24 protein-coding genes and 5 tRNA genes are annotated in these 23,908 nt (G+C 39.0%); 15 read left to right on the forward strand and 14 right to left on the reverse strand.

From position 1 onward, the window contains the following. The 6 genes from DPV97_RS01400 (at position 1) to mtgA (ending at position 4,657) form a co-directional block, all read left to right on the forward strand. A complete protein-coding gene (locus DPV97_RS01400; protein ID WP_070715233.1) occupies positions 1 to 555 on the forward strand; it encodes a septation protein A in 555 nt (184 codons plus the stop codon). Beyond that, positions 555 to 1,025 carry an acyl-CoA thioester hydrolase YciA gene (gene yciA / locus DPV97_RS01405; RefSeq protein WP_070715232.1) on the forward strand — a complete coding sequence of 157 codons (471 nt, stop codon included), beginning with the start codon at positions 555 to 557 and terminating at the stop codon, positions 1,023 to 1,025. The genes DPV97_RS01400 and yciA overlap by 1 nt, the downstream gene beginning before the upstream one ends. A gap of 11 nt (positions 1,026 to 1,036) precedes the next feature. Continuing rightward, positions 1,037 to 1,333, forward strand: a complete 297-nt coding sequence (locus DPV97_RS01410; RefSeq protein ID WP_070715231.1) for a YciI family protein — start codon at positions 1,037 to 1,039, stop codon at positions 1,331 to 1,333. 66 nt (positions 1,334 to 1,399) lie between these two features. Further along, positions 1,400 to 3,592 carry a transglycosylase SLT domain-containing protein gene (locus DPV97_RS01415; RefSeq protein WP_070715229.1) on the forward strand — a complete coding sequence of 731 codons (2,193 nt, stop codon included), beginning with the start codon at positions 1,400 to 1,402 and terminating at the stop codon, positions 3,590 to 3,592. A 32-nt stretch (positions 3,593 to 3,624) separates the two neighbouring features. Further along, a complete protein-coding gene (gene trpR / locus DPV97_RS01420; protein ID WP_005696738.1) occupies positions 3,625 to 3,933 on the forward strand; it encodes a trp operon repressor in 309 nt (102 codons plus the stop codon). Further along, positions 3,911 to 4,657, forward strand: a complete 747-nt coding sequence (gene mtgA / locus DPV97_RS01425) for a monofunctional biosynthetic peptidoglycan transglycosylase (protein WP_049364455.1) — start codon at positions 3,911 to 3,913, stop codon at positions 4,655 to 4,657. The genes trpR and mtgA overlap by 23 nt, the downstream gene beginning before the upstream one ends. A 55-nt stretch (positions 4,658 to 4,712) precedes the next feature. Here the strand turns inward: mtgA and DPV97_RS01430 are convergent. Together DPV97_RS01430 and gltX are read right to left on the reverse strand one after the other, a co-directional pair. After that, positions 4,713 to 4,788: transfer RNA gene (locus DPV97_RS01430), tRNA-Ala, on the reverse strand. An 80-nt stretch (positions 4,789 to 4,868) separates the two neighbouring features. Next, positions 4,869 to 6,311, reverse strand: a complete 1,443-nt coding sequence (gene gltX / locus DPV97_RS01435) for a glutamate--tRNA ligase (RefSeq protein WP_070715227.1) — start codon at positions 6,309 to 6,311, stop codon at positions 4,869 to 4,871. Between the two features lie 172 nt (positions 6,312 to 6,483). On the opposite strand from gltX, the gene DPV97_RS01440 reads away from it, so the two are divergent. The 4 genes from DPV97_RS01440 (at position 6,484) to DPV97_RS01455 (ending at position 6,937) form a co-directional block, all read left to right on the forward strand. After that, positions 6,484 to 6,559 (forward strand) — tRNA-Val (locus tag DPV97_RS01440). A gap of 44 nt (positions 6,560 to 6,603) precedes the next feature. Beyond that, a tRNA-Val gene (locus DPV97_RS01445) sits at positions 6,604 to 6,679 on the forward strand. A gap of 59 nt (positions 6,680 to 6,738) precedes the next feature. Beyond that, positions 6,739 to 6,814: transfer RNA gene (locus DPV97_RS01450), tRNA-Val, on the forward strand. A 47-nt stretch (positions 6,815 to 6,861) separates the two neighbouring features. Continuing rightward, positions 6,862 to 6,937 (forward strand) — tRNA-Val (locus DPV97_RS01455). A 119-nt stretch (positions 6,938 to 7,056) separates the two neighbouring features. Here DPV97_RS01455 and DPV97_RS01460 read toward each other — a convergent pair. The 3 genes from DPV97_RS01460 to DPV97_RS01470 form a co-directional block, all read right to left on the reverse strand. Further along, positions 7,057 to 8,049, reverse strand: a complete 993-nt coding sequence (locus DPV97_RS01460) for an amidohydrolase family protein (protein WP_005696743.1) — start codon at positions 8,047 to 8,049, stop codon at positions 7,057 to 7,059. 190 nt (positions 8,050 to 8,239) lie between these two features. Beyond that, positions 8,240 to 9,982, reverse strand: a complete 1,743-nt coding sequence (locus tag DPV97_RS01465) for a DUF3413 domain-containing protein (RefSeq protein WP_070715224.1) — start codon at positions 9,980 to 9,982, stop codon at positions 8,240 to 8,242. Between the two features lies 1 nt (position 9,983). Further along, entirely contained in the window at positions 9,984 to 10,202 is a 219-nt protein-coding gene (locus DPV97_RS01470; protein WP_005698664.1) for a YejL family protein, read from the reverse strand. Between the two features lie 138 nt (positions 10,203 to 10,340). Here DPV97_RS01470 and yejK point away from each other — a divergent pair, with 138 nt between their 5' ends. The 4 genes from yejK (at position 10,341) to cpxA (ending at position 14,006) form a co-directional block, all read left to right on the forward strand. Next, complete coding sequence (gene yejK, locus DPV97_RS01475; protein ID WP_070715222.1) at positions 10,341 to 11,357, forward strand: nucleoid-associated protein YejK; 1,017 nt, start codon at positions 10,341 to 10,343, stop codon at positions 11,355 to 11,357. A 62-nt stretch (positions 11,358 to 11,419) separates the two neighbouring features. Next, the gene (gene bamE, locus DPV97_RS01480; protein ID WP_014064861.1) at positions 11,420 to 11,833 is read left to right on the forward strand and encodes an outer membrane protein assembly factor BamE; all 414 of its coding nucleotides are present in this window, start codon (positions 11,420 to 11,422) and stop codon (positions 11,831 to 11,833) included. Between the two features lie 62 nt (positions 11,834 to 11,895). After that, a complete protein-coding gene (locus DPV97_RS01485) occupies positions 11,896 to 12,603 on the forward strand; it encodes a response regulator (protein ID WP_070715219.1) in 708 nt (235 codons plus the stop codon). Next, entirely contained in the window at positions 12,603 to 14,006 is a 1,404-nt protein-coding gene (gene cpxA / locus DPV97_RS01490) for an envelope stress sensor histidine kinase CpxA (RefSeq protein ID WP_070715218.1), read from the forward strand. The genes DPV97_RS01485 and cpxA overlap by 1 nt, the downstream gene beginning before the upstream one ends. 37 nt (positions 14,007 to 14,043) lie before the next feature. On the opposite strand, the gene DPV97_RS01495 is transcribed toward cpxA, so the two are convergent. Next, positions 14,044 to 16,212 (reverse strand): heavy metal translocating P-type ATPase, encoded by a 2,169-nt coding sequence (locus DPV97_RS01495; protein WP_070715216.1) that lies wholly within the window; start codon positions 16,210 to 16,212, stop codon positions 14,044 to 14,046. Beyond that, positions 16,199 to 16,408 carry a heavy-metal-associated domain-containing protein gene (locus tag DPV97_RS01500; RefSeq protein ID WP_070715214.1) on the reverse strand — a complete coding sequence of 70 codons (210 nt, stop codon included), beginning with the start codon at positions 16,406 to 16,408 and terminating at the stop codon, positions 16,199 to 16,201. Before DPV97_RS01500 ends, DPV97_RS01495 begins: the two co-directional genes overlap by 14 nt. An 80-nt stretch (positions 16,409 to 16,488) precedes the next feature. Between DPV97_RS01500 and cueR the strand changes: the two genes are divergently transcribed. Beyond that, positions 16,489 to 16,875: a Cu(I)-responsive transcriptional regulator gene (gene cueR / locus DPV97_RS01505; protein WP_005699815.1), complete on the forward strand. Its 387-nt coding sequence runs from the start codon at positions 16,489 to 16,491 to the stop codon at positions 16,873 to 16,875. Positions 16,876 to 16,877: 2 nt separating this feature from the next. Here cueR and metJ read toward each other — a convergent pair whose 3' ends face one another. From metJ to DPV97_RS01540, 7 genes are all read right to left on the reverse strand, one after another. Next, complete coding sequence (metJ, locus tag DPV97_RS01510; RefSeq protein WP_005696757.1) at positions 16,878 to 17,195, reverse strand: met regulon transcriptional regulator MetJ; 318 nt, start codon at positions 17,193 to 17,195, stop codon at positions 16,878 to 16,880. Between the two features lie 127 nt (positions 17,196 to 17,322). Next, the gene (gene galU, locus DPV97_RS01515; protein ID WP_070715212.1) at positions 17,323 to 18,210 is read right to left on the reverse strand and encodes a UTP--glucose-1-phosphate uridylyltransferase GalU; all 888 of its coding nucleotides are present in this window, start codon (positions 18,208 to 18,210) and stop codon (positions 17,323 to 17,325) included. Positions 18,211 to 18,432: 222 nt separating this feature from the next. Further along, a complete protein-coding gene (gene csrA, locus DPV97_RS01520; RefSeq protein WP_070715210.1) occupies positions 18,433 to 18,624 on the reverse strand; it encodes a carbon storage regulator CsrA in 192 nt (63 codons plus the stop codon). Positions 18,625 to 18,702: 78 nt separating this feature from the next. Further along, entirely contained in the window at positions 18,703 to 21,327 is a 2,625-nt protein-coding gene (gene alaS / locus DPV97_RS01525; protein WP_070715209.1) for an alanine--tRNA ligase, read from the reverse strand. Positions 21,328 to 21,514: 187 nt separating this feature from the next. Continuing rightward, positions 21,515 to 21,940 (reverse strand): universal stress protein UspA, encoded by a 426-nt coding sequence (uspA, locus tag DPV97_RS01530; protein ID WP_014064852.1) that lies wholly within the window; start codon positions 21,938 to 21,940, stop codon positions 21,515 to 21,517. Positions 21,941 to 22,043: 103 nt separating this feature from the next. Continuing rightward, on the reverse strand, positions 22,044 to 23,333 hold the full coding sequence (gene pepP, locus DPV97_RS01535; RefSeq protein ID WP_070715207.1) for a Xaa-Pro aminopeptidase: 1,290 nt from the start codon (positions 23,331 to 23,333) through the stop codon (positions 22,044 to 22,046). A 12-nt stretch (positions 23,334 to 23,345) separates the two neighbouring features. Further along, positions 23,346 to 23,894, reverse strand: a complete 549-nt coding sequence (locus DPV97_RS01540; RefSeq protein WP_070715205.1) for a YecA/YgfB family protein — start codon at positions 23,892 to 23,894, stop codon at positions 23,346 to 23,348. Positions 23,895 to 23,908 lie beyond the last annotated feature (14 nt).

Consider the following 23,908-nt stretch of genomic DNA (forward strand, 5'->3'; position numbering starts at 1 on the left):
ATGAAGCAACTTCTTGAATTTATTCCGCTTGTTCTCTTTTTCATCACTTACAAAATGTTTGGGGTGCGTGAGGCGGCTATTGTCTTAGTGATCGCGACCATCATTCAGATGGTTGTACTAAAACTGAAATATGGTGTGATTGAGAAACAACAAAAAATCATGGCCATTGCGGTTGTGTTTTTTGGTTTGCTCACTGCCTATTTCAATGAAATCAAATATCTACAATGGAAAGTCACAATTATTAATGCCTTATTTGCCATTGTTTTATTGGTTGCACAATTCCAATTCAATACGCCACTGGTAAAAAAGTTATTAGGCAAAGAAATCCAATTACCTGATAATGTGTGGAACAAATTGAATTTAGGCTGGGCAGGATTTTTCATTCTGTGTATGCTTGTAAATATTTATATCAGCCAAAATATGTCTGAAGATGCTTGGGTTGATTTCAAATCTTTTGGTTTACTTGGTATGACCTTTGTTGCAACAATCGTCAGCGGCGCTTATATTTACCGTTACTTACCTAAAGATGATCAAAAAAATGATGGGAAAAAATAATGGTTTCAAATCTTACTGATAAAGAAGGTCGTCAATCTAAAGGCGTATTATTACTACGCACCTTGGCAATGCCTTCAGATACTAACGCCAATGGCGATATTTTCGGTGGCTGGATTATGTCCCAAATGGATATGGGCGGAGCAATTCTTGCCAAAGAAATTGCTCATGGCCGTGTGGTCACTGTTGCCGTAGAAAGTATGAATTTCATCAAACCTATCGCTGTCGGTGACGTGGTATGTTGTTATGGTCAATGCCTCAGCGTGGGACGTTCTTCTATTAAAATCAAGGTAGAAGTATGGGTGAAAAAAGTTGCCAGTGAACCAATTGGGGAACGTTATTGCGTGACAGAGGCCGTATTTACCTTTGTCGCCGTTGGAAAAGATGGCAAATCTCGCAGTATACCACGTGAAGGCAATCTCGAATTAGAACGTGCATTAGCCACCATCGAAGAATTACAATTAAGTTGTTAAAAGGAGAAATAATGTATTACGTAATTTTTGCCCAAGATCTTCCTGGCAGTTTAGAAAAACGCCTTGCTGTACGTGAGCAGCATCTCGCTCGTTTAAAACAATTACAAACAGAAGGTCGTTTATTAACAGCCGGTCCCAATCCTGCCATTGACGATGAAAATCCTGGCGAAGCTGGCTTTACAGGCTCGACTGTGATTGCTCAATTCGAAAGCCTGTCTGCAGCAAAAGACTGGGCGTCACAAGATCCTTACGTAGAAGCTGGCGTTTACGGTGATGTGATTGTGAAGCCTTTCAAAAAAGTTTTCTAAATAAAACGAACTCTACACTCAAAGACGGATCTAAATATCCGTCTTTCTCTTTATATGGAACCTCCTATGCGAGCACTTAAACACGCGACAATTTCGTTATTAATTTTAACCGCACTTTCAGGCTCAGCTTTGGCTAATCAGCATGCCCATCAAAGCAAAAATGAAACAGCACCACAAATTAACCTTGCAGAAGAACAAGCCAAATGGGCACAACAACAGCACTCTCATGAATTAAAGCTGATTGAACAACGTGCAACTTTTCTACAATTAGAGTCGCTCCTAAAAAGTGCGGTCAAAAATAATCATGTTTCTAATAATGCTAAATTATTTCTTGGGCTTATTGATTCTTTAAAAGGTTATCCATTGCAAACTGATGCTATAGCGGCTTATTTAGATGCACGTATAAAAACCGTTAATCGCGATACGCCTCGTGAAAAAGTGAATGCATTGCGAACAGACATTGAACAATTTATTCAACAGCACGCCTCTCATTTTCTACGCGGAAAATTAGAACAAAGCATTTTTACATTATTAACCAATGCTGAAGATACTCAAGCGCTCGCCAAACTCACGCCTAATAATTTGGAAACACAAATTGCTGTGCTTACAGCTAAATATCAAATAGAGGCAGCCAATACCAGTCAGACGACAGAAAATCAACCAAATGACAAGAATAAATCGGCTATTTTGTCTGAATATGAACAGCTTTGGCTCAACAATGCTGAACTTCCTAATGATGCTCAGCTATGGGAGGCTTGGTATTCACAAGGTGGACGCACTGAAGAGAAAATCTACCAAAAAGCAGAAATGCTCTTTGGTAAAAATGACGCGAAAGGCCTCGAAATACTCGCTAAAGAGTTAGAAAAAATTGAGAACGCTAAAAAAGATGAGCAAGTAGCCGCTCATTTAGCGCTTTATCAGGATCTCTTAAAAAATCCAGCCAATTTGAAAACACTCACTGAGTCATTGCCATTAATTGATGGTAATACGAATAAAATCATCAATAAATTTGCCGTAGTGCTAGGTTTTGCTCGTTATTTGCGGACCATTCCAGAAAATATGAATGAGCCAACATTCACCCCTTACGAGCAATGGGCGAAGACTTGGCAATTAAACGAAGCTGAATTACGTGATTGGAAAATCGCCTTTATTAACCGTTTCTTTGATAATGAAAGTCCTAATTTTGTGCAATGGCGCGATCAAGAACTTCTCAAACTCAACGCAGATAATCTCATTGAACGTCGTTTGCGTACGGCTATTTGGCAACAAACGGATTTATTAGGTTGGTTGAATGCCCTTTCAGATGAAGCGAAGCAAAAACAAGAATGGCGTTATTGGATGGTTAAAATAACTGCTCAAGCATCCGATAAAGATGCGAAACAACGATTAGAAGCTTTATCGAAAGAACGTGGGTTTTATCCAATGTTGGCAGCGGTCAAATTAGGCCATTCCTACAAACTGGAAATGCCTAAAATTCCTCAAGAGTCCAATATCCAAGAGAAGTATGCTACTGAATTAGCTGAGATTGCAGAACTGCGTCAATTAGATCGATTAGGCGCAGCCAAACAACGTTGGCGTTCTCTATTAGAAAAATTACCGCAAGAGAAACAACTTGCATTAAGCCAATATGCAAATGAACAAAATTGGTTTGAATTAGGCGTAGATGGCTCGATTATTGCGAAAGCATGGGATTATATCGACTTACGCTTACCAAATGCTTACAGTCAATATTTTGATATTGCCCTCAGTAATGTGAATCTCAGCGCAACGGAACCTCAAACTATTGTGGATAATCGTGTAACTAAAACCTTCGCCATGGCAATCGCTCGCCAAGAAAGTGCTTGGAATCCAATGGCACAATCTTCCGCAAATGCTCGAGGATTAATGCAGTTATTACCGAGTACTGCACAAAAAACAGCAGAAAATCAGCAACTTCCTTATAACGGTGAGTTAGATTTATTCAAACCGCTTAATAATATTTTACTCGGTACGGCTCACTTAAATGAGTTAAATGCTAAATACCCTAATAACCGAATTTTGATCGCCTCCGCCTATAATGCGGGAGCAAGCCGTGTAGAAAAATGGCTTGCGAGAGCAAATAGCAAATTGGCTATGGATGAATTTATTGCCTCTATTCCGTTCTTTGAAACACGAGGTTATGTTCAAAACGTATTAACTTACGATTTTTACTATCAAAACCTACAAGACAAAGAAAAATTACAAACCTTTAGCAAAGAGGAATACGATCGGCTATACTAGTCGCACTAGTTTAATAGTATAGGGTTGTTGATATGTATATTAGTCGCAATTTAGAACAATGGAATGCTTTCCTAGCGACCTTGCAAACCGCATTTGAGCAAGGCAAAGCACAAGATTTCTTAACGCTTCTGCTCACGCCTGATGAACGTGATGCGGTGGGGTTACGTTTACAAATCGTGGCACAGTTATTGGATAAAAATCTCTCACAACGAGAGATTCAACAAAATCTCAATACCAGTGCGGCAACCATTACGCGTGGTTCTAATATGCTCAAAACAATGGATCCGGATTTTATAAACTGGGTGAAAAGCCAACTCGATGAGCAAGCTGCAAAAAACTAAGCGAATTCTGACCGCACTTTTACATCTTTTTCGCCCATCTTGGTGGAAAAAAAATTGGCAACGGGTTGCGTGGCGTTTTTCTCTCGCAATCCTGGCATTTTTCATTTGCTTCCGCTTTATCCCTGTTCCCTTCTCTGCCTATATGGCACAGCAAAAAATCGGGCACTTATTACAGTTGGATTTCAGCTATTCAATCAAATACGATTGGGTGAGCCTTGATGAAATCTCACCGAATATGCAGCTTGCGGTGATTGCCGCTGAAGATCAAAAATTCCCAAACCACTGGGGCTTTGATTTTGAGGCTATTCAAAAGGCCTTTAAATTTAATGAAAAATCCCGCCGAACCCGAGGCGCCTCAACGATTTCTCAACAAACAGCAAAAAACCTCGTTCTTTGGCATGGACAAAGTTGGTTTCGCAAAGGATTAGAAGTTCCCACAACGGTATTAATGGAAATCTTTTGGTCCAAAGAACGCATTTTAGAAGTGTATTTGAACATCGCAGAATTTGGTCATGGTATCTTTGGTGTAGAGGCAGCCAGTCGCTATTACTTCAAAAAATCAGCGAAAAATTTAACTCAATCAGAAGCGGCATTACTTGCTGCAGTTTTACCAAATCCTATTATCTATAAAGTGAATAAGCCTAGTGTGTTAGTTCGTAAAAAACAAAGTTGGATTATGGGACAAATGAATGGATTAGGCTTGGATTACCTAAAAGAAATGTAGATTTGCCATAAAGAAAAAACCTTGAAACTCACTTTAAGTTTCAAGGTTTTAAATTTGGTGGAGATAATCGGGATCGAACCGACGACCTCTTGAATGCCATTCAAGCGCTCTCCCAACTGAGCTATATCCCCAAATAACGCAGGCTATGATAAATTTCGGCTGATAAACTGTCAATATTGAAATAATCAAATCCCGCTTATCAGCCTAAATATTAAGCGTTTTGAGACTTAATAAAATCAATGGCACGTTGGATACGCGCTAACACACGTTCACGGCCGATACCCACTAATGTCACATCCATAGAAGGTGATTGACCTGAGCCTGTCACTGCCACGCGTAATGGCATCCCGACTTTACCCATACCCACTTCTAATTCAGCCGCAGTTTGTTCAATCGCTTCATGAGTAGAATGTAAATCCCAGCTAGAAAGTGCGGTCAATTTTTCTTTTACTTTTTCAAGTGGTTCAATTGCCGCTGCTTTAAAGTGTTTCTTCACCGCTGCTTCATCAAAACTTTCAAACTCTTCGAAGAAATAACGGCTTGCTGATGCCATTTCTTTTAAGGTTTTACAACGTTCTGCAAGCATCGTCACGATTTCAGTTAATGCTGGGCCATTTGATATATCAATACCTTGATCTTTATAATGCCATGCAAGGTGTTTCGCCACATATTCAGGAGGTAATTCACGAATGTAATGGTGATTTAACCACAATAATTTCTCAGTGTTAAATGCACTTGCAGACTTACTCACGTGATCTAATTCGAAGAATTTAATCATTTCTTCACGTGTAAAGATCTCTTGGTCACCATGACCCCAACCTAAACGAACAAGATAGTTGATTAAGGCTTCTGGTAAATAACCATCATCACGATATTGCATCACACTTACCGCACCATGACGTTTTGAGAGTTTTTGGCCATCATCACCGTTAATCATAGAAACGTGAGCATATACTGGAATTGGTGCACCCAACGCTTTTAAGATATTAATTTGACGCGGGGTGTTGTTAATATGGTCTTCACCACGCACAACATGAGTAATGCCCATATCCCAGTCATCCACTACTACACAGAAGTTGTAGGTTGGTGAACCATCGGTACGACGAATAATTAAATCATCTAATTCGCTATTGCTGATTTCAATGCGACCACGCACCGCATCATCAAATACGACTGAACCTTCTGTTGGATTTTTAAAACGTACAACATGTGGCTCATCGGCTGCATGATTGTGGTCATGTAAACAATGACGGTCATAACGTGGTTTTTCTTTGTTTTGCTCTTGTGTATGGCGTAATTCTTCTAAGCGTTCTTTAGAGCAATAACAACGATAAGCTAAGCCTTGCTCAATCATTTCATCAATCACTTGATTGTAACGATCAAAGCGTTTGGTTTGATAATAAGGACCATGTTCCCAAGCAAGGTTTAACCACTCCATTCCTTCAATGATTGCCGCAGTAGCTTCCGGTGTAGAACGTTCTAAATCGGTATCTTCAATACGTAGTACAAACTCACCGTTGTTATGTTTTGCAAATAACCAAGAATAAAGAGCTGTACGTGCGCCACCTACGTGTAAATAACCTGTTGGACTTGGGGCAAAACGCGTACGTACTTTTACATTCGGATCTAATTCAAAAGGAGGATCAATTTTCATTTTCTTAATAACCTATTCATTTACAAAAATTACTTTTATTTTACTACGACTTGCATGAGTTCTAAATAAAAAATCTGATTTTATGCCTATTTTTGCAACAACTAGACGCTTTTTCATAAAAATATATTGACTGAAATCTCATTATACTTATAATGCCAATCCACAACATTAAGGGCGATTAGCTCAGTTGGGAGAGCACCTCCCTTACAAGGAGGGGGTCACTGGTTCGAGACCGGTATCGCCCACCACTTTTTCCAAAGTAGACTTTAATGTTGTAAAAGTTTGACCAAGCGGGCGATTAGCTCAGTTGGGAGAGCACCTCCCTTACAAGGAGGGGGTCACTGGTTCGAGACCGGTATCGCCCACCACTTTTCTAAAGTGTTCTTTCCGCTCAAACTTTCCCATTATTTAAACGCTTTTCTTATGTGGGCGATTAGCTCAGTTGGGAGAGCACCTCCCTTACAAGGAGGGGGTCACTGGTTCGAGACCGGTATCGCCCACCACTTAATTTTAGTGTTTAAATAAATCCGAATACCTTTTTAGGTGCATCGGGCGATTAGCTCAGTTGGGAGAGCACCTCCCTTACAAGGAGGGGGTCACTGGTTCGAGACCGGTATCGCCCACCACTTTTCTTAAAGTCCTTTTTTAAATCAGTCAAATTAGCATTATTTCTGTTTCATCTTATAAAGAAAAAACGGCCACAAAACGTTTCGTTTTACGACCGCACTTTTATCAATTTTTTAGATTAAACTGGTTCTAAACCCAACACTTTACGTCCGTTGATACTGGCAATATCAACCATCGCATCAAGATGTGGGAAACGACAGCCCGCAGCCAGCAAGCTTAATTCTTGCCATAAATCCCCTTCACAAAGTGGTACCATGTAATCACAGATATTATCCGTACCTAGCGCCACAGTAATTCCTTCCGGAATCATTTCATCTGCCGGTGTCAATGCATTGTGGAAAGGCATCAAATCTTCTTTTCGGTTACTATCAATCCACGCCATTGGGCAAGCAATCATCATCATTTTTGCTTGACGCATTTTTTCATAAAGTTTATAACGATATTCTCTGCTATGTGCACCGATAGAAATACCATGGATCGCCACAACTCTACCTTCCATGCCATGTTCGATGGTTTTATCGCAAAGCTGTTCGGTTTCTTTTTCTTTCGGAGAGTTGAATTGATCCACGTGCACATGACACATAATGCCGCGAGATTTGGCTGCATCAAGCAGAATATCCATTGCTTCAAGGCCACGACCATAATCAAGCTCATCGCGATAAGGTAAGCCTCCAATCATATCTACCATATCAGAACCAATATCAAACCATTTGCGAGCTTCTGGCTCAATGACACCTTTTAAGGTCTGATTTGCAAATTTCAAAATAATGTCATGCTTATAGACTTCGCGAGCTTTGTGCGCAGCAATGATGGCTCTGTCTTCACAAATCGGGTCGATATCCACAAAAGTCCCAAATGCCGTCACCCCTTGGGAAATCATCAGCTCAATCGATTGACAGAAACGGGCGTAATAATCATCAACACTTGATGTACGTTTAACTTCGTCCACTAAATCCCATTTTTGTTGAAGATTACTATTGTGATAAATGCCAATTTTTTCAGGTGTCATTGTAAAAGCACGATCTGCGTGAGCATGAGCATTAACCCAGCCACCTTTTTTAATAATTTCGTCTCGAATAAACGTTTTAAAGCTACGAACGTGATTTCTCATAATAACTCCGCCAAAAAAGAAAGGAAAAGAGAGACGAGAAGTGTATTAATTGAAAAGCAAACCCAATAAGGTTCTGGTCTATTGTGAATTGTTTGCAATGTTATGAAAAATTCGCAGATTTTAATTAATAACATCTTTTCAGTCTTTCAACTGAGTGCAAAGTATAAGATTTTAAGCACAAAAAAGCTATCTATTTATTGACAAAAGAACGCTCTTGTTTAAAGACATCTAAGAACAAGCCGAGCGGAGGGCGGCTTGAAGATTGTTCAGTATAAGTGCGGTCAAATTTCTTATAGTTTCCTTTGCGATCAATATGATACTGTGTGCCATCCGGCTGAATAATGACATTCCAACGGAAATTCGATGCCAACACCCAAGGATCGTCATTAAGCTCAAATAAATTGCGACCTTGTGCATAATCCGAAACTGGATTTTTCACTTTAAAGATTGATGACATCAATGCTGGTAATAAATCCGTATGGCTCGTTAATTTAGAGACTTCTTGCACCGGCAAATCTTTCCAGTAAACAATAAATGGCACCTGGATTTCATCACGACCAAAATAGTTTTCTTGTGCTTTTTCATCCAGTTTATTAAACGTTGTACCATGCTCTGCCGTAATAATAACAATCGTATTCTCTAAAGAAACTGATGCTAAAGTAGTATCAATTTGTTGATCAATCTCCGCAAGCGATTTGGTGTAATTTTCTTCCGTTAGATCCGCAATATCTAAATCCACATAAGCAAACCAAGGTTTATCCTCTTTTAAGAGAGATAAAACGCTATTTATCGCTTCTTTTGGCGAAGAGGCTTTCACTTTAGGTAATTTCACATTACGGAACAAGGCTTGTTTAAATAAGCTGTCTTTGAATGCCGTAGACGAATAAGCAACAAATTGATATTTCTCGTCTTGTAGCTTTTTAATTAATACCGACGGTGTGTGATTACTCAAAATACTGTCCGTATAATTTGCATTCAGTCCATAGAATAAGCCTACTAAGCCGGCATTATTCGTATTGCCACTGCTGTAATGATTCGTAAATTGAGTAGAGCTTGTGGCAAACTCGAACAATTTAGGCATTTTCTCGCTCGTTAGCGCATCATAACGTAAGCCTGAAACGGTAATCACGAGAATATTTGGTTTGTTTTCAACTTGCTCAAACTGAAGATCTTTTTTCGGATAATCAATTTTTAATGCATCCAAACGGCCTTCTTGCTCTAAGCGCTGAGAATATGTTTCCGCATTAATAAATCCTTGTTTTTCCAAAAATGTTCGTGCGGTCATTGGATAAGAAAGAGGGAAATTAGAACGCTGCATGGTAATCGGACGATATAAAAATGCATCCGCCCAAGCGTAAATTAAGTGTGTCGCGACAAACGTGGAAGTCAGAACTAATCCCACTTTCTTCAGCCATTTCTGACGCTCTAAACTACGTAATTTTTCCCAACTCCAACGGGAGAAAAGCATTTGGATTAGCAAAATAATCGGCATTGGCGCAAAGAAAATTTGCCAATCCCGTGAGAAATCGCCCTTTTCAGGGTTCACTAACAAATTCCAAACAATAGAAGAAAGGTGGATATTAAAGCGGTTAAAAACTTCTGTATCAAACAGCAGTAATGTGGTACAAATCGTGGCAATAATTACCGTTAGTCCACGGAAAGTGCGGTGATTTTTGATGATAAAACTCAGTGGAAAAATAACCAGCAAATACAGGGCAAAAACACAAAAGCTGAAATGGCCTAATAAGCTGATGAAGAAATAAATTTTGCCGAGTAATGTGTCGGGCCAGTCAATGAGAAAGGCATAACGACTGCCAATAAGAATTGCGATGATAATGTTAAAAAAAGCAAACCAATGTCCCCACGAAATTTTTCGTGAGGTTTCTTCACGGTATTCACGCCCGTTAAATTTGCTTTTTTTAAACCAAAACATTTTATTTTATTTTTACCGAATTCATTAGAGAGTTGGCAAAGGCTTGTGCTAATGCTTCACGCTGTGCGGCTGGTACGCTAGTGGTCAATAAATTACTGGCCATATTGCCTAAAGCGATAAGCGAAAGATCAACGGGTGCTTTGTGAGTTTCAAGTACGCTAATCATGTCGTTAATGATGGCATTAACTTGCCCATCGGAATACTTTGAATGTTGAGCCATTTGGAATGTTTAAGCCTGTTCTAAATACAAAAAACTTCTCATATCATACCCGATAATTTGTCCAATCTGAATAATTTCTTTTTTCTTGCTTAAAAAGTGCGGTTATAATTTAAGGTAAATTTTACGAAGGAAAAAATTATGAGCATTACGGTTAATCAAATCGTGCTACATCAACTAGTTAAGTACGCTGAAAATGAAACCTCTATGATGGAAAGCGTGTTGCGTGATGAACTTCTCACTATTACGCCAGAAATCGAACAAATGATGTTGCAACTACATCAAGGCTATCAAAATAAAGGTAAAGCATTTGGTGTCTTCCAAGAAAATTCCATTTTCGCACAAGATCTGAATCGTTTATTAGAAAATGAAATCAATTTTTTAAATTTCAGCCAACAATCCACAAAATTATTAGCGCAAGAATTGGGCAAATATAATTTTGCTGATAGTGGCACACTAATCCTATGTCAATACAACTTTTTAGCAACTGACTACCTATTCATCGCACTATTAGATAGTCGTATCAGCATGTTAGTTGACGAAAATCTTGAAATTCGCCGTACGGAATACTTAGATATCACACAATTTGATATTGCTGCACGTATAAACCTAACGGATTTGCAAGTAAACGCAAACTCAAACCGCTACCTTACCTTCATTAAAGGTCGTGTAGGTCGTAAAATTAGTGACTTCTTTATGGATTTCTTGGGGGCGGAAGAAGGTTTAAATCCACAAGTTCAAAACCAATGCTTATTACAAGCAGTAAGTGACTACTGTGAGCAAGGAGAGCTAAATAAAGAACAAACCCAAGCAGTCAAAAAACAGGTATTTGAGTACTGTAAAGGGCAATTAGCAAGCGGTGATGAAATTGCCTTAACTGAACTTTCAGCTAATTTGCCGACTCTAAACGATCGCCCTTTTGTCACCTTTACAGAAGAGCAAGATTACGGCTTGGAAGAAACAATTCCACCAGTACGCTCAGCCTTAAAAACATTAACAAAATTTTCAGGTTCCGGTAAAGGGGTGACATTAAGTTTTAATGCGGATTTATTGAATAACCGTATTGAATGGGATCCACTTACAGATACTTTAACAATCAAAGGGATACCACCGAATCTGAAAGATCAACTTCAAAAAGCATTAAAGTGCAATAATTAATTTGGCAAGATCATAAAGTTTCGGTATCATTCGACATAATTTTGCAATAAAAGGTAAAAAATATGCAATTAAAAACATTTTTAGGTGCAGTTGTTTTAGCATTAAGTTTAACTTCTTGTTCAACAGTACAAAAAGTCGTTTATCGTATTGATGTACCACAAGGTAACTATTTAGAAGCGGCCACTGTGGCACAAGTAAAACCAGGCATGACAGCCCAACAAGTACAATATTTACTTGGTACACCAGTTTTAATTGATCCTTATAGTAACTTAACTTGGTATTACGTGTTCTTACAACAACATTCTTATCAAAAACCTGAACAGCACACATTTACCGTGAAATTTGATCAAAACGGTTTAGTGAGCAGTGCAGAATTAGATAAGCCATTACCTGAAGTGGCAAAACAAGACGAAAATAATACTATTATCAGCACGCCTGAAAATGCAGGCAAGAAAAGCTGGTGGAAATTCTGGTAGTCATTAAAAACAATACCTGCTTGTCATATCAAGCAGGTTTGTTGTATTACAAGGGAATAAAAATGTCAAAAATTCTATTAGTTGATGATGATATTGAACTAACAGATTTACTTGCAGAAGTCTTACGACTGACTGGTTTTGAAGTCGAAATTGCAAATAATGGTCAAGAAGCATTAGACAAGTTAAACTCAAGTCACCAATTAGTCTTATTGGATGTTATGATGCCTGTATTAAACGGTCTTGAAACACTCAAGAAAATTCGTCAAACATCAAACGTCCCTGTAATGATGCTTACTGCGCGTGATGAAGAAATCGATCGTGTACTGGGCTTAGAACTTGGTGCCGATGACTATTTACCAAAACCATTTAACGATCGTGAACTTGTTGCCCGTATTAAGGCGATTTTGCGTCGTGCCTCTCCATCAGAAAAAGAAACACAAAATTCGACTGCACTTCCATCTGAAGAAAATATATTGGAATTTGCAGGCTTAGTGCTTCACTCTGGTCTTCAGCAAGCCTCTTATAAAGGCCAAGATCTCGGTCTAACTGGCTCTGAATTTGCACTACTCCACAAGCTTATACTTCGTCCGGGACAAATTGTCTCTCGTGAAGAATTAAGTATGAATGTGCTTGGCAAACACCTTTCTCCTTTCGATCGCTCGATTGATATGCATATGTCAAACTTGCGCAAAAAACTTCCAGAAAGAGACAATGGCTTACCATGGCTGAAAACGCTACGTAGTCGTGGTTACTTATTGGTTTGTGAATAATGCGTATCAAGAAATTCAGCTTAAATCAGCTCACTATACTCACATTCACTGTCTTTTGGTTGGCATTCTTTGCCATGGCCGCACTTTTGGTCGCACTCCCTTATTTTGATAGCCGCTTATACTCAGATTTAAATCAAAATGAAATCTCGAGCTATCAAAAGAAACTCGTTGAATCAATTCGTAACAATAGGATCAATGGTATCCTCGCAGGCGTTCCTGTGCTTCCAACTGATAAATTCGACTCAGCTCGTCCAGTCATCATAACGCCCGAAAAAGACATCTTCGGCGCTTTAGGCGAAGAAAGAATGCATATTACTCAGTTCGCCCAAGAATCAAGTAACTTTGCCCAGCCACAACGCAAAACGTTTAAAGATATCCAAATTGCAGGACCTTTTAAAGTCTATATTGGCGATTCCGACCAAGCATCCGAATTATTCTTTGTATCTCGAGCAAATGGTCAACAAGAAATTTTACGTTATATGCTTGACCACCCTTGGATCTTATTACTTTTAACGTTAATTATTACGACACCTTTGCTTTGGTGGTTCACTTATACCATCGTCAAACCTATTACCAATTTGCAAAAAGCCGCGAATAGCGTGGCTTTGGGGCACTTCAAAGTTGATAATAAGTTAGCGAACCATGGTCCATCAGAATTACGAGAAGTAGGCCAAAGCTTTAATAAGATGTCGATTGCAATTGATACCCTAATTTCAAATCAACACAATCTGCTATCGTCCATTTCTCACGAATTAAAAACACCATTAACGCGTTTACAACTTTCCACTGCGCTAGTTCGTCATCAAACAGGTGATATTGAACCAGTAAAACGCATTGAAAAAGAAATACAACGAATGGATAAAATGATCAGCGAATTGTTGCTCATTTCTCGCCAACAAATGCATTCTCAAATGGAGCATAATTTATTTCCTATTAATCAGCTTTGGGATGATGTGATCAAAGATGCCTTATTTGAAGCAGAACAACACCAGATCACTTGTGATGTGAATATCTCTATTTTACATCCTGAAAAGCATATGATTTATGGCAACCTAAGTTTGCTGACTAGTGCAATTGAAAACATCATTCGTAATGCATTGAAATACACGAAAAATCATATTTTCTTAACTATTGATTTACATAAAAATGAGCAGGATGATAATTGCCTTCAAATTCGAGTAGATGATAATGGCTTAGGCCTACCGCCAGAAGAGTTTGATAAAATCTTTAAGCCATTCTATCGAGTTGATGAAACCAGAACAAGAGCCACTGGCGGAACGGGATTAGGTTTAACGATTGTCTATAATATTGTGAATGAACACAATGGAAAAGTATGGGCTGAATCCAGTAATTTAGGTGGACTTGCCGTCACGATTCAACTTCCAGTATGGAAACAAAGTTAGTTCAAACAAAAGGCGATATTTTCATATCGCCCTTTTCTTATCTAATTTTCACTCGTTTTAATCGCAATGCATTGGATAGCACAGAAAGTGAACTCATCGCCATTGCTGCGCCCGCTAATACAGGACTTAAATAGCCCAATGCGGCAAGTGGAATACCTAACACATTATAAATTAAAGCAAAGAATAAGTTTTGCTTAATATTTTTTAATGTTGCACGAGAAATCATTAATCCATCGACTAACTGATCCACCGAATGCTGCATGAGTGTCGCCGATGCTGTTTGCTCTGCAACATCAGAACCCGATTTCATCGCAAAGCTTACGTTAGCCATTGCTAATGCGGGTGCATCATTCACACCATCACCAACCATTGCGACCACTTTGCCTTGCTGACGTAATCTCTCAATATAAGTCGCTTTGTCACGTGGACTGCAATTACCCTGTGCAGTTTTCACACCTACTTGCTGGGCAACATAATCAACGACAGATTGCTGATCGCCACTCATTATCACCACATCAATATTATGTTGGTGTAAGCGTTGAATCGCTTGCAAACTATCCTCTTTTAGACTGTCTGCTAGCGCAAATGCACCGATTGGACTGTTATCTACAGATACCGCAACAACACTCGCGATTTGCCAAATTTGAGGCATATTATCTGGTAAGGTTAATTCACAATAAGTAAGTTTACCTACTTTAACCAAACCAACTCCTTCAATGTGAGCAGATATACCCTGCCCCACTTCTGAATGAACCGAAAGTGCGGTCGGAATTTCAAGTGATTTTTCCTGTGCAGCCAGGACTATCGCTTTAGCTAAAGGATGATTGGCATTTTGCTCAACGGAAGCCGCAATACGATATAAATCTTCCTCAGAATAGACCGCACTTTGTGGTTGCCAAACAGCGGCAATTTTGAGCTTTCCTTGAGTTATCGTTCCTGTTTTGTCTAATACCACCGTATCCACATGCGCCGCCTCTTCCATAGATGCCGCATCTTTAAACCAAATCCCTGCATTGACTGCTTTCCCCATTCCCACCATTATGGCAGCAGGTGTGGCAAGCCCTAATGCACAAGGACAGGCAATGACTAACACAGCAACCGCATGAATTAAAGCGGTTACCCAATCTCCTTTTATCCACCAGGTTAATCCAAATGTCATTACGGAAATCAATAACACGGTAGGCACAAATACAGCTGAAACTTTGTCAGCAAAACGAGCAATAGGCGCTTTTGTACCTTGCGCCTCAGAAAGTGCTTTCATCATATCGCCCAATAGGGTTTGCTGCCCAAGTTGATTAGCTCGATAAATAAGGCTACCTTGTGTCACCATTGCCCCTGCAAGTACAGGGCTTTGAGACATTTTTTCTAACGGTTGAGATTCACCAGTTAAATGGCTTTCATCACACCAACCACTCCCTTGTTCAACAACACCATCCGCGGCAATACGTTCACCTTGATTAGCCCGTAAAATATCGCCTATTTTTACTTGATCGAGAGAAATCGTTTCCCAACGATTTTCACGTTGAACACTGACCTGTTTTGGGGTGAGTTGTAATAATAATCCTAAACTATTTAAGCTTTGTTTCTTCGTTCTTTCCTCAAGAAATTTCCCAAGGCTGACGAAACCGATGACCATTACTGATGTTTCAAAATAAACATGAAATGCACCATCATGCCCCATTGACTGATGATAAAACAGCATAAAGACCGAATAGAGATAAATCGCCAATGTACCAGTACTCACCAGTACATCCATATTGGCCAAACCACCTCGAATACTACCAATCGCACCTTTATAAAAAGGAATAGCTAACCCAAGTTGCACAATGCTCGCAAGAACAAATTGCCACATTGGCGGCATCATCCAAGAATGATGATTAAACATCATTCCGATCATTCCGATTAAAAAAGGAATGTTAATGAACAAAAGCAACCATAAACGTGGGCTAATCTTCGTTTCATTAGATGCACTAGGTAATATATTTTTCTTTAGAATGCCATTAAATCCCGCTTTTTGAATAATTATCAAAATATCTTGTTCTGAAGCCTGAGATGAATCAAATACTACGTGTGCTTCCTCCGCCGCAAAATTCACGCCCGCTTCAGAGACAAAATCTTTTCGATTCAACACTTTTTCAATCCGATTAGCACAGGATTGGCAAGTCATCCCCTCTATTTGAATGGCTATTTTTTTATTCTGTTGCATCAAAACCTGCGTCTTCAATTGTTTCAATTAATTGTGCAATACTGACCGCACTTTCATCAAAGGTAATCTCTGCTTTAGCATCATCAAGTGTTACAACGGCTTTTTCTACACCATTAAGCTCTTCCAACACTCTTGTGACGCTTTTCACACAACCACCACAAGTCATTCCTGTTATATGTAATGTAATTGATTTCATATTTACTCCTTAATTATTGATATAGATTGAAATTGAGCTTACTATAAACCTTAACATAAGGTTAAGGTCAAGGATTTTTTATGAACATTAGTGAAGTAGCCAAATTAGTGGGTTTATCAAGTAAACAAATTCGGGATTATGAGAAGTCAGGCCTATTAAAGCCTGCACAGCGAAGCCTTTCTGGTTATCGCCATTATGAAGAAAAGGATTTAGAACGACTACGTTTTATTCGTCACTCTCGAGATGTTGGATTTTCACTCCAACAAATCCACCAACTTTTGCAATTACAGGATAATCCCAATCGTAGTAGTCGAGAAGTGAAAGCACTTACGACGCAGCATATTAAAACATTGAATGAGCAAATTCATCACTTGCAAAAAATGGTTGAGGAATTGGAACGATGGCATAACGCTTGTCAGGGCAACGATTGCCCTGAATGCAGTATTTTGGAAGGATTAAAAGGATAAAATTAATATTCCCAGCTTTCAGGATCGATGCCTAAATCACGCATGATCTCTTTGGCATTTTCAGGAATCTCATCATGGCGTTCTTTCATTAAATCTGCATCCGTCGGTAATGGTTGCCCCGTAAAAGCATGTAAGAATGCCTCACAAAGCAATTCACTATTTGTTGCATGGCGCAAACTTTTTAGCTGACGACGCGTACGCTCGTTCGTCAAAATTTCCAATACTTTAATTGGAATAGAAACGGTAATTTTTTTGACTTGCTCGCTCTTTTTGCCATGTTCTGCATAAGGGCTAATATATTTGCCATCCCAGTTTGCCATAATGCACCTTAAATAACCTATTTGTCTGTATTTTAATGAAAAATAAGCAAAATGACAATCTAGACGGCTAAAAGTATAGCAATCTAGATAATATAAATAAAAACCACCTTTCGGTGGTTTCAGTCAATTATAAGGTTTTTGCAAGATCTTTTAGGAAAGCTTTAAACTCTTTGCCTAATTTATCATGGCGAAGACCATATTCTACAAAGGCTTCCATATAGCCAATCTTGTCACCACAGTCAAAGCTTCTGCCTGTCATATGGAATGCTTCAACGGTCTCTTTCTCAATAAGCATATCGATTGCATCCGTTAATTGGATTTCATCACCCACACCAACAGGTGTTCTTTCCAATAAATCCCAAATCGCAGCAGAGAACACATAACGACCTACAACCGCAAGATTTGATGGAGCCTCTTCCACAGATGGTTTTTCAACAATGCTGTTAATTTTGACGCTATCGCCACCTTTTAACTCTACGCCACCACAATCCGCGATACCATAGCTACTCACTTCATCAGAGGCAACAGGCGCTACCATAATTTGGCTTGCTTGTGTTTCTTTAAAACGTTTAATCATTGCTGAAAGATTTTCTTTCTTTTGATTTGCCGTAAAATCTGCTAAAAGCACATCAGGTAACACCACTGCAAACGGCTCGTTCCCAACAACAGGTCGACCACATAATACGGCATGGCCTAAACCTTTCGCATTGCCTTGACGAACATGCATGATAGTTACATCTTTAGGACAAATAGAACGAACCTCTTCCAAAAGTTGACGTTTAACACGTTTCTCAAGCATGGTTTCCAACTCAAAAGACGTATCAAAGTGGTTTTCAATCGCATTTTTAGAAGAATGTGTGACTAGCACGATTTCTTTAATTCCTGCCGAGACACACTCATTCACAACATATTGAATAAGTGGTTTATCTACAAGCGTTAACATTTCTTTTGGAATCGCTTTTGTTGCTGGCAACATACGAGTACCTAAACCAGCTACGGGAATAATTGCTTTCATTGATTTTCCTTTTTGTTTTAATATGGAATGACCACACTTCTATACTAAAAGTGCGGTCATTATTTATTAAATTTTGATAGATTTAAGTTGGAAAGATTCCTTCTCTACCTTTATAACTCAAATTTCCGTTATTTAAAATCTTGCAAACCAATGGGTTTAATTTTTTGAAAAACGTTAATTAAATTATAAATAGAATGTAAAACATTCATAAAACTCGTTGGTCTAAGATGTCCCATCTATATGTTCATCTTTTGACTGCAGAATTCGTTGGTAAATTTCTTCTCGGTGAACGGATACTTCTTTAGGCGCTTGTACACCGAGTTTGACTTGGTTTCCACGTACACTCAAAACCGTGATAGAAATATCGTCTCCAATGAGAACACTTTCGCCAACTTTTCGAGTTAAGATTAACATCTTTTATCTCCTTAGTTTGCATTTATTAGATATCCCTATCAATCAAGTAAAGATCGGCATCCCACCGACCTGCTTGTACTACAGATTATTGCTTAACCAGTTTTGTGCGACAGTTAATGCTAGATTCACATTTTCTGGTTGGGAGCCTCCTGCCATTGCCATATCAGGGCGACCACCGCCTTTCCCACCAACTTGCTGAGCCATTAAATTCACTAGCTCACCAGCCTTCACTTTAGTAGTTAAATCGCTTGTTACGCCAACGACGAGGTTGACTTTATCATCTAAAATAGATGCAAATACAATTACGCCTGAACCAAGTTGATTTTTTAAATCATCAACCATCATACGTAACGATTTAGTTTCAATTCCGTCTAGTTGATGTACGATTACAGAAACATCATTAATTTTAACCGCACTTTTCACTAAATCGGCCCCTGCTTGCATTGCGGCTTTTTCTTTTAATCCTTGTAATTCTTTTTCTGCTTTCTTCGCTTTATCTTGAAGTTGCTGAATTTTCTCAACAAGAGTGTTAACATCAGATTTAAATAAATCTGCACTTTGAGCAAGAATGCGTTGTTGATTATGCAACCAATGAATTGCATTTTCACCCGTTACCGCTTCAATACGACGAACACCTGCTGCAACTGCGGTTTCCGCCACAATTTTAAATAAACCGATATCACCGGTACGTTTAGCATGAATGCCACCACAAAGTTCAACAGAGAAATCACCCATTGTTAAAACACGTACCACATCAGCATATTTTTCACCGAATAACGCCATTGCACCTTTTGCTTTTGCCGCTTCGATATCCATTACGTCCGTTTGAACCACAAAATTCTCACGTACTTTTTGGTTTACCAACGTTTCAATTTCGTTAAGCTGTGCTTTGGTAATCGCTTCCGGATGAGCAAAGTCAAAACGTAATGCTGTATCGGATACTAACGATCCTTTTTGCACTACATGGTGACCTAAAACTTGACGCAATGCGGCGTGTAATAAGTGTGTTGCAGAATGGTTAAGTGACGTTTGATGACGTCTTGCTGCATCCACAACCGCATTGACTGTTTGTCCGACTTTTAAACTACCTTGTTCTAACTCACCAATATGACCGAATACTTGACCATATTTTTGAGTATCTTTTACATTAAACTGAATACCTTGAGAGGTTAAATAACCACTGTCACCAATTTGACCACCCGACTCAGCATAGAATGGAGTGTTTTCTAAAATTACCACAGCGCTTTGACCAGCTGTAATACTCTCTACTGATTTTCCATCATGGAAAAGTGCGGTCACTTTGGCTAAAGATTCTGACTCAGTATAACCTTCAAATTTCGTTTCACCTTCTACACGAATAACATTATTGTAATCCATGCCGAATTGGCTTGCAGATTGTGCACGTAAACGTTGTGCTTCCATTTCACGCTCAAAACCTGCTTCATCAACTGCAATATCATGCTCACGACATACGTCAGCGGTTAAATCAAGTGGGAAGCCATAAGTATCATAAAGTTTAAAGGCGACTTCACCTGACAACACGCCATCTTTCACTTGAGCTAGCGCATCATCTAATAAGCTTAATCCGCGCTCTAATGTACGAGCAAATTGTTCTTCTTCTAAACGAAGTAATTTTTCGACATTGGCTTGTTTTTCTTTAACTTCTTTTCCTGCTTCCGCCATGACTTCAATTAAAGTCGGCACAAGTTTATAGAAGAACGCTTCTTTTGCTCCTAACAAGTAACCATGACGTACTGCACGACGAATAATACGACGCAATACATAACCGCGACCTTCATTTGATGGAATTACGCCATCTGCGATCAAATATGCACAAGAACGAATGTGGTCTGCAATTACGCGTAATGATTTATTAGTTAAATCTGTTGTTCCTACGATTTCTGCTGTTTTTGCAATTAATTTTTGGAAAATATCGATCTCATAGTTAGAGTTTACGTGCTGTAATACGGCAGAAATACGCTCTAAACCCATCCCCGTATCAACCGATGGACGTGGTAATTTTTCCATTGTACCGTCTGCTTGACGGTTAAATTGCATGAATACCACGTTCCAAATTTCGATATAACGGTCACCATCTTCTTCAGGTGAACCTGGAGGCCCACCCCAAATATGATCACCGTGATCGTAGAAAATTTCAGTACATGGACCACAAGGACCTGTGTCACCCATTGCCCAAAAGTTATCTGATGCATAAGGCGCACCTTTGTTATCACCGATACGAATAATACGCTCTGCTGGCACACCAACTTCTTTATGCCAAATGTCATAAGCTTCATTATCAGTTTCATACACGGTTACCCATAATTTTTCTTTTGGTAACCCAAGCCATTGTGGAGAAGTCAAATACTCCCACGCAAAATTAATCGCATCATGTTTGAAATAGTCGCCAAAACTGAAGTTGCCGAGCATTTCAAAAAAAGTATGGTGACGCGCCGTATAACCTACGTTTTCTAAGTCATTATGCTTACCACCTGCGCGCACACAACGTTGTGCAGTTGTCGCACGTGAGTAAGGACGTTTGTCCATACCAAGGAACACGTCTTTAAATTGGTTCATCCCGGCATTGGTAAAAAGCAATGTCGGATCGTTTTCAGGCACAAGTGAGCTACTTGCGACGACCTGATGCCCCTTGCTATGGAAAAAATCAAGGAATGACTGTCTAATTTCTGCTGTTGTTTTCATTGATAAAACCTTGTGTCTCTATCTCGATCACGATTTATAAAATAAGCTCACTATTCTTGCATATTTTGACCTAGAGAAAAAGGCTTTTTCACTGATCTTAAAAAAGAAAACCGCACTCTGCTGCATTGATTGAGAAGTGCGGTTAAAATTTACGTTATTTTAATAGGGCTAAAATAATTTTTGATCACTATTCGTCGCGAAGTGGCACAACCAACATATCAATTTTAATGGTATTCATCACTTGACGTGTTGAAGACATTAATTTACTCCAGAAATCTTGGTGATGACCTGTCACTAGTAGATCTACATCATACTGATCAATAGCATCCGTCAAAACTTGACCCAAATCACCGCTACCGCTCAATTTTTCTTTGACTGGATAACCAGCATGTTCTGCTAAATTAATTAGCGCTTTTTGTGTCTCGCTCGAAATTCTATCTTGCATTGATGACATATTGACATCAATCAAACCAGTATAGAGATCCGAGAAGTTTACATCTACATGGATAATGGAAAGTTGCGCATCATTGCGTTTTGCAATTCCCACGGCTTTTTTGAGTAGAAATTCACTTTCATCAGAAAGATCTACCGCAACTAAAACATGTTTATACATAATCAACTCCTTACTGATTTGATTGGCCTTTTTTATCTGACAGTATATTAGCACCTTACCTGCACAAAAAACTTGCACTAGATCACAAATTTGAGAATTTTTCTCAATTTTTCATTAAATTTTCAATGTCATCGATTTCTTTTGGTGCCGCTGCTGTCAGATTTTTGTTGCCATATTCAGTCATCAACAAGTTATCTTCAATACGCACACCAATGCCTTTATATTGAGCTGGCACATCCGCCTCTTCTGAAATATAAATACCTGGCTCAACAGTGATGATCATACCCACTTCAAGCGTGCGACTACGATCATCATAGCGGCCAACATCATGCACATCTAAGCCAAGCCAATGACCTAAACCGTGCATATAAAACTGGCGATAAGCTTTCTCTTCAATCAGCTTATCTACATCCCCTTTCAGGATACCTAAATCCACCAAGCCTTGAGTTTTAATGCGAATCACTTCGTCATTTGCCAGTTTAATTGAATTACCTGGCACTAATAGCTCAATCGCACGTTTTTGTGCTTTTAACACTAATTCATAAATCTCACGTTGTGGCTGGGTAAATTGACCATTTACAGGGAACGTACGCGTGATATCGCCTGCATACATAGCAAACTCACAGCCTGCATCAATTAATACAAGATCGCCATCTTTTAATGCTTGATCATTTTCGGTGTAGTGCAAAATACAGGCGTTATCGCCTCCCGCAATAATCGAATTATAAGACGGAAATCTTGCGCCATGACAATTAAATTCATGCAGAATTTCGCTTTCAATTTCATATTCAAAACGATTCGGACGAGTTACTTGCATCGCTTTAATATGTCCAAATGCTGTAATTTGTCCCGCTTGCTGCATTAAGCGAATTTCGTTTGGAGATTTGATTAACCGCATTTCACTTAACATCGGCTGCCAATCAAAAATAGCGTAAAATTTCACCGCACTTTCAGCTAATAATTTATCACCCCAAGGATGACGATCTGCCACATGATAAAGTGCGGTCAATTTTTCCGTTAATTTTGGAAATTCAGTTTTGAAATCATCAATAGAATAGGCTTCATCAACATTGAGTTTTTGCGGTGCGCGCTCAACCCCTAATCGGCGACCATTCCATGTCTCAAGCAAAGGATCTCGCGGGCGAAGAAATACAACCGCCTTTTCTGCATCTTCCGTTTTAATCAATAATAATGCAGCATTTGGCTCATTAAAACCTGTTAAATACCAAAAGTAACTGTCTTGGCGGAAAGGAAAATCACAGTCGTTATTACGACGTTTTTCAATTTCGGAAAATAGCAACAAAGCAGAATTTGGTTGCATTTGTGCTAATACTTTTTGACGACGTTCTGTAAATTCTTCTTGCGGTAACGCCGCCATGTATGCGAGATCCATGTTTCGCTCCTTTTAATGTAATATAGGTTTTATTTCTTGCGCATCATCGTTAAAATGGGTGTAAAACAACATCGCAATGGTGCGAACATATTCAATAATTTCTTCTAGCGCTTCAGCAAGCTCTTCTTCGTCATCTTCTTCATCATAACCAAGCTGACAAATATCTTGTAAATCATCTACCGCTTCGCCAATTTCGCCTTTTTCCTTATCCAATTCTGTCTGAACAAGACCTAAACCCAGTAAAAATTGGTTTGCCCAGTCTGATAGGCTGTCTGCACGGGCAAATACGCTCTCATCTTCTGTTAATCCCAATTCAAAATCAAACCCTTCTACATCCCCTAAGGTTTTACCAATCTGTTCATAGATTTCGGTAATTGGCTGAATTAATGCGGCTGGATAAGCGTGGTTATCATTACTGAATTGATATAAAAGTGGTAACCAGCTTTGGTCTTTCAGCCCACCACAAATTAAGCCGCTCAAAAAACCATGTAATTCCGTTGCATTAATACCAATACCGGCAGATTTGAGTTGTTGATTAAGTTCAGTTTGGGAAATTGTCATTGTTATACCTATAA

The sequence above is a fragment of the Haemophilus parainfluenzae genome (genome assembly GCF_003253005.1).
In the GTDB taxonomy this organism is placed as follows: Bacteria; Pseudomonadota; Gammaproteobacteria; order Enterobacterales; family Pasteurellaceae; genus Haemophilus_D; species Haemophilus_D parainfluenzae_M.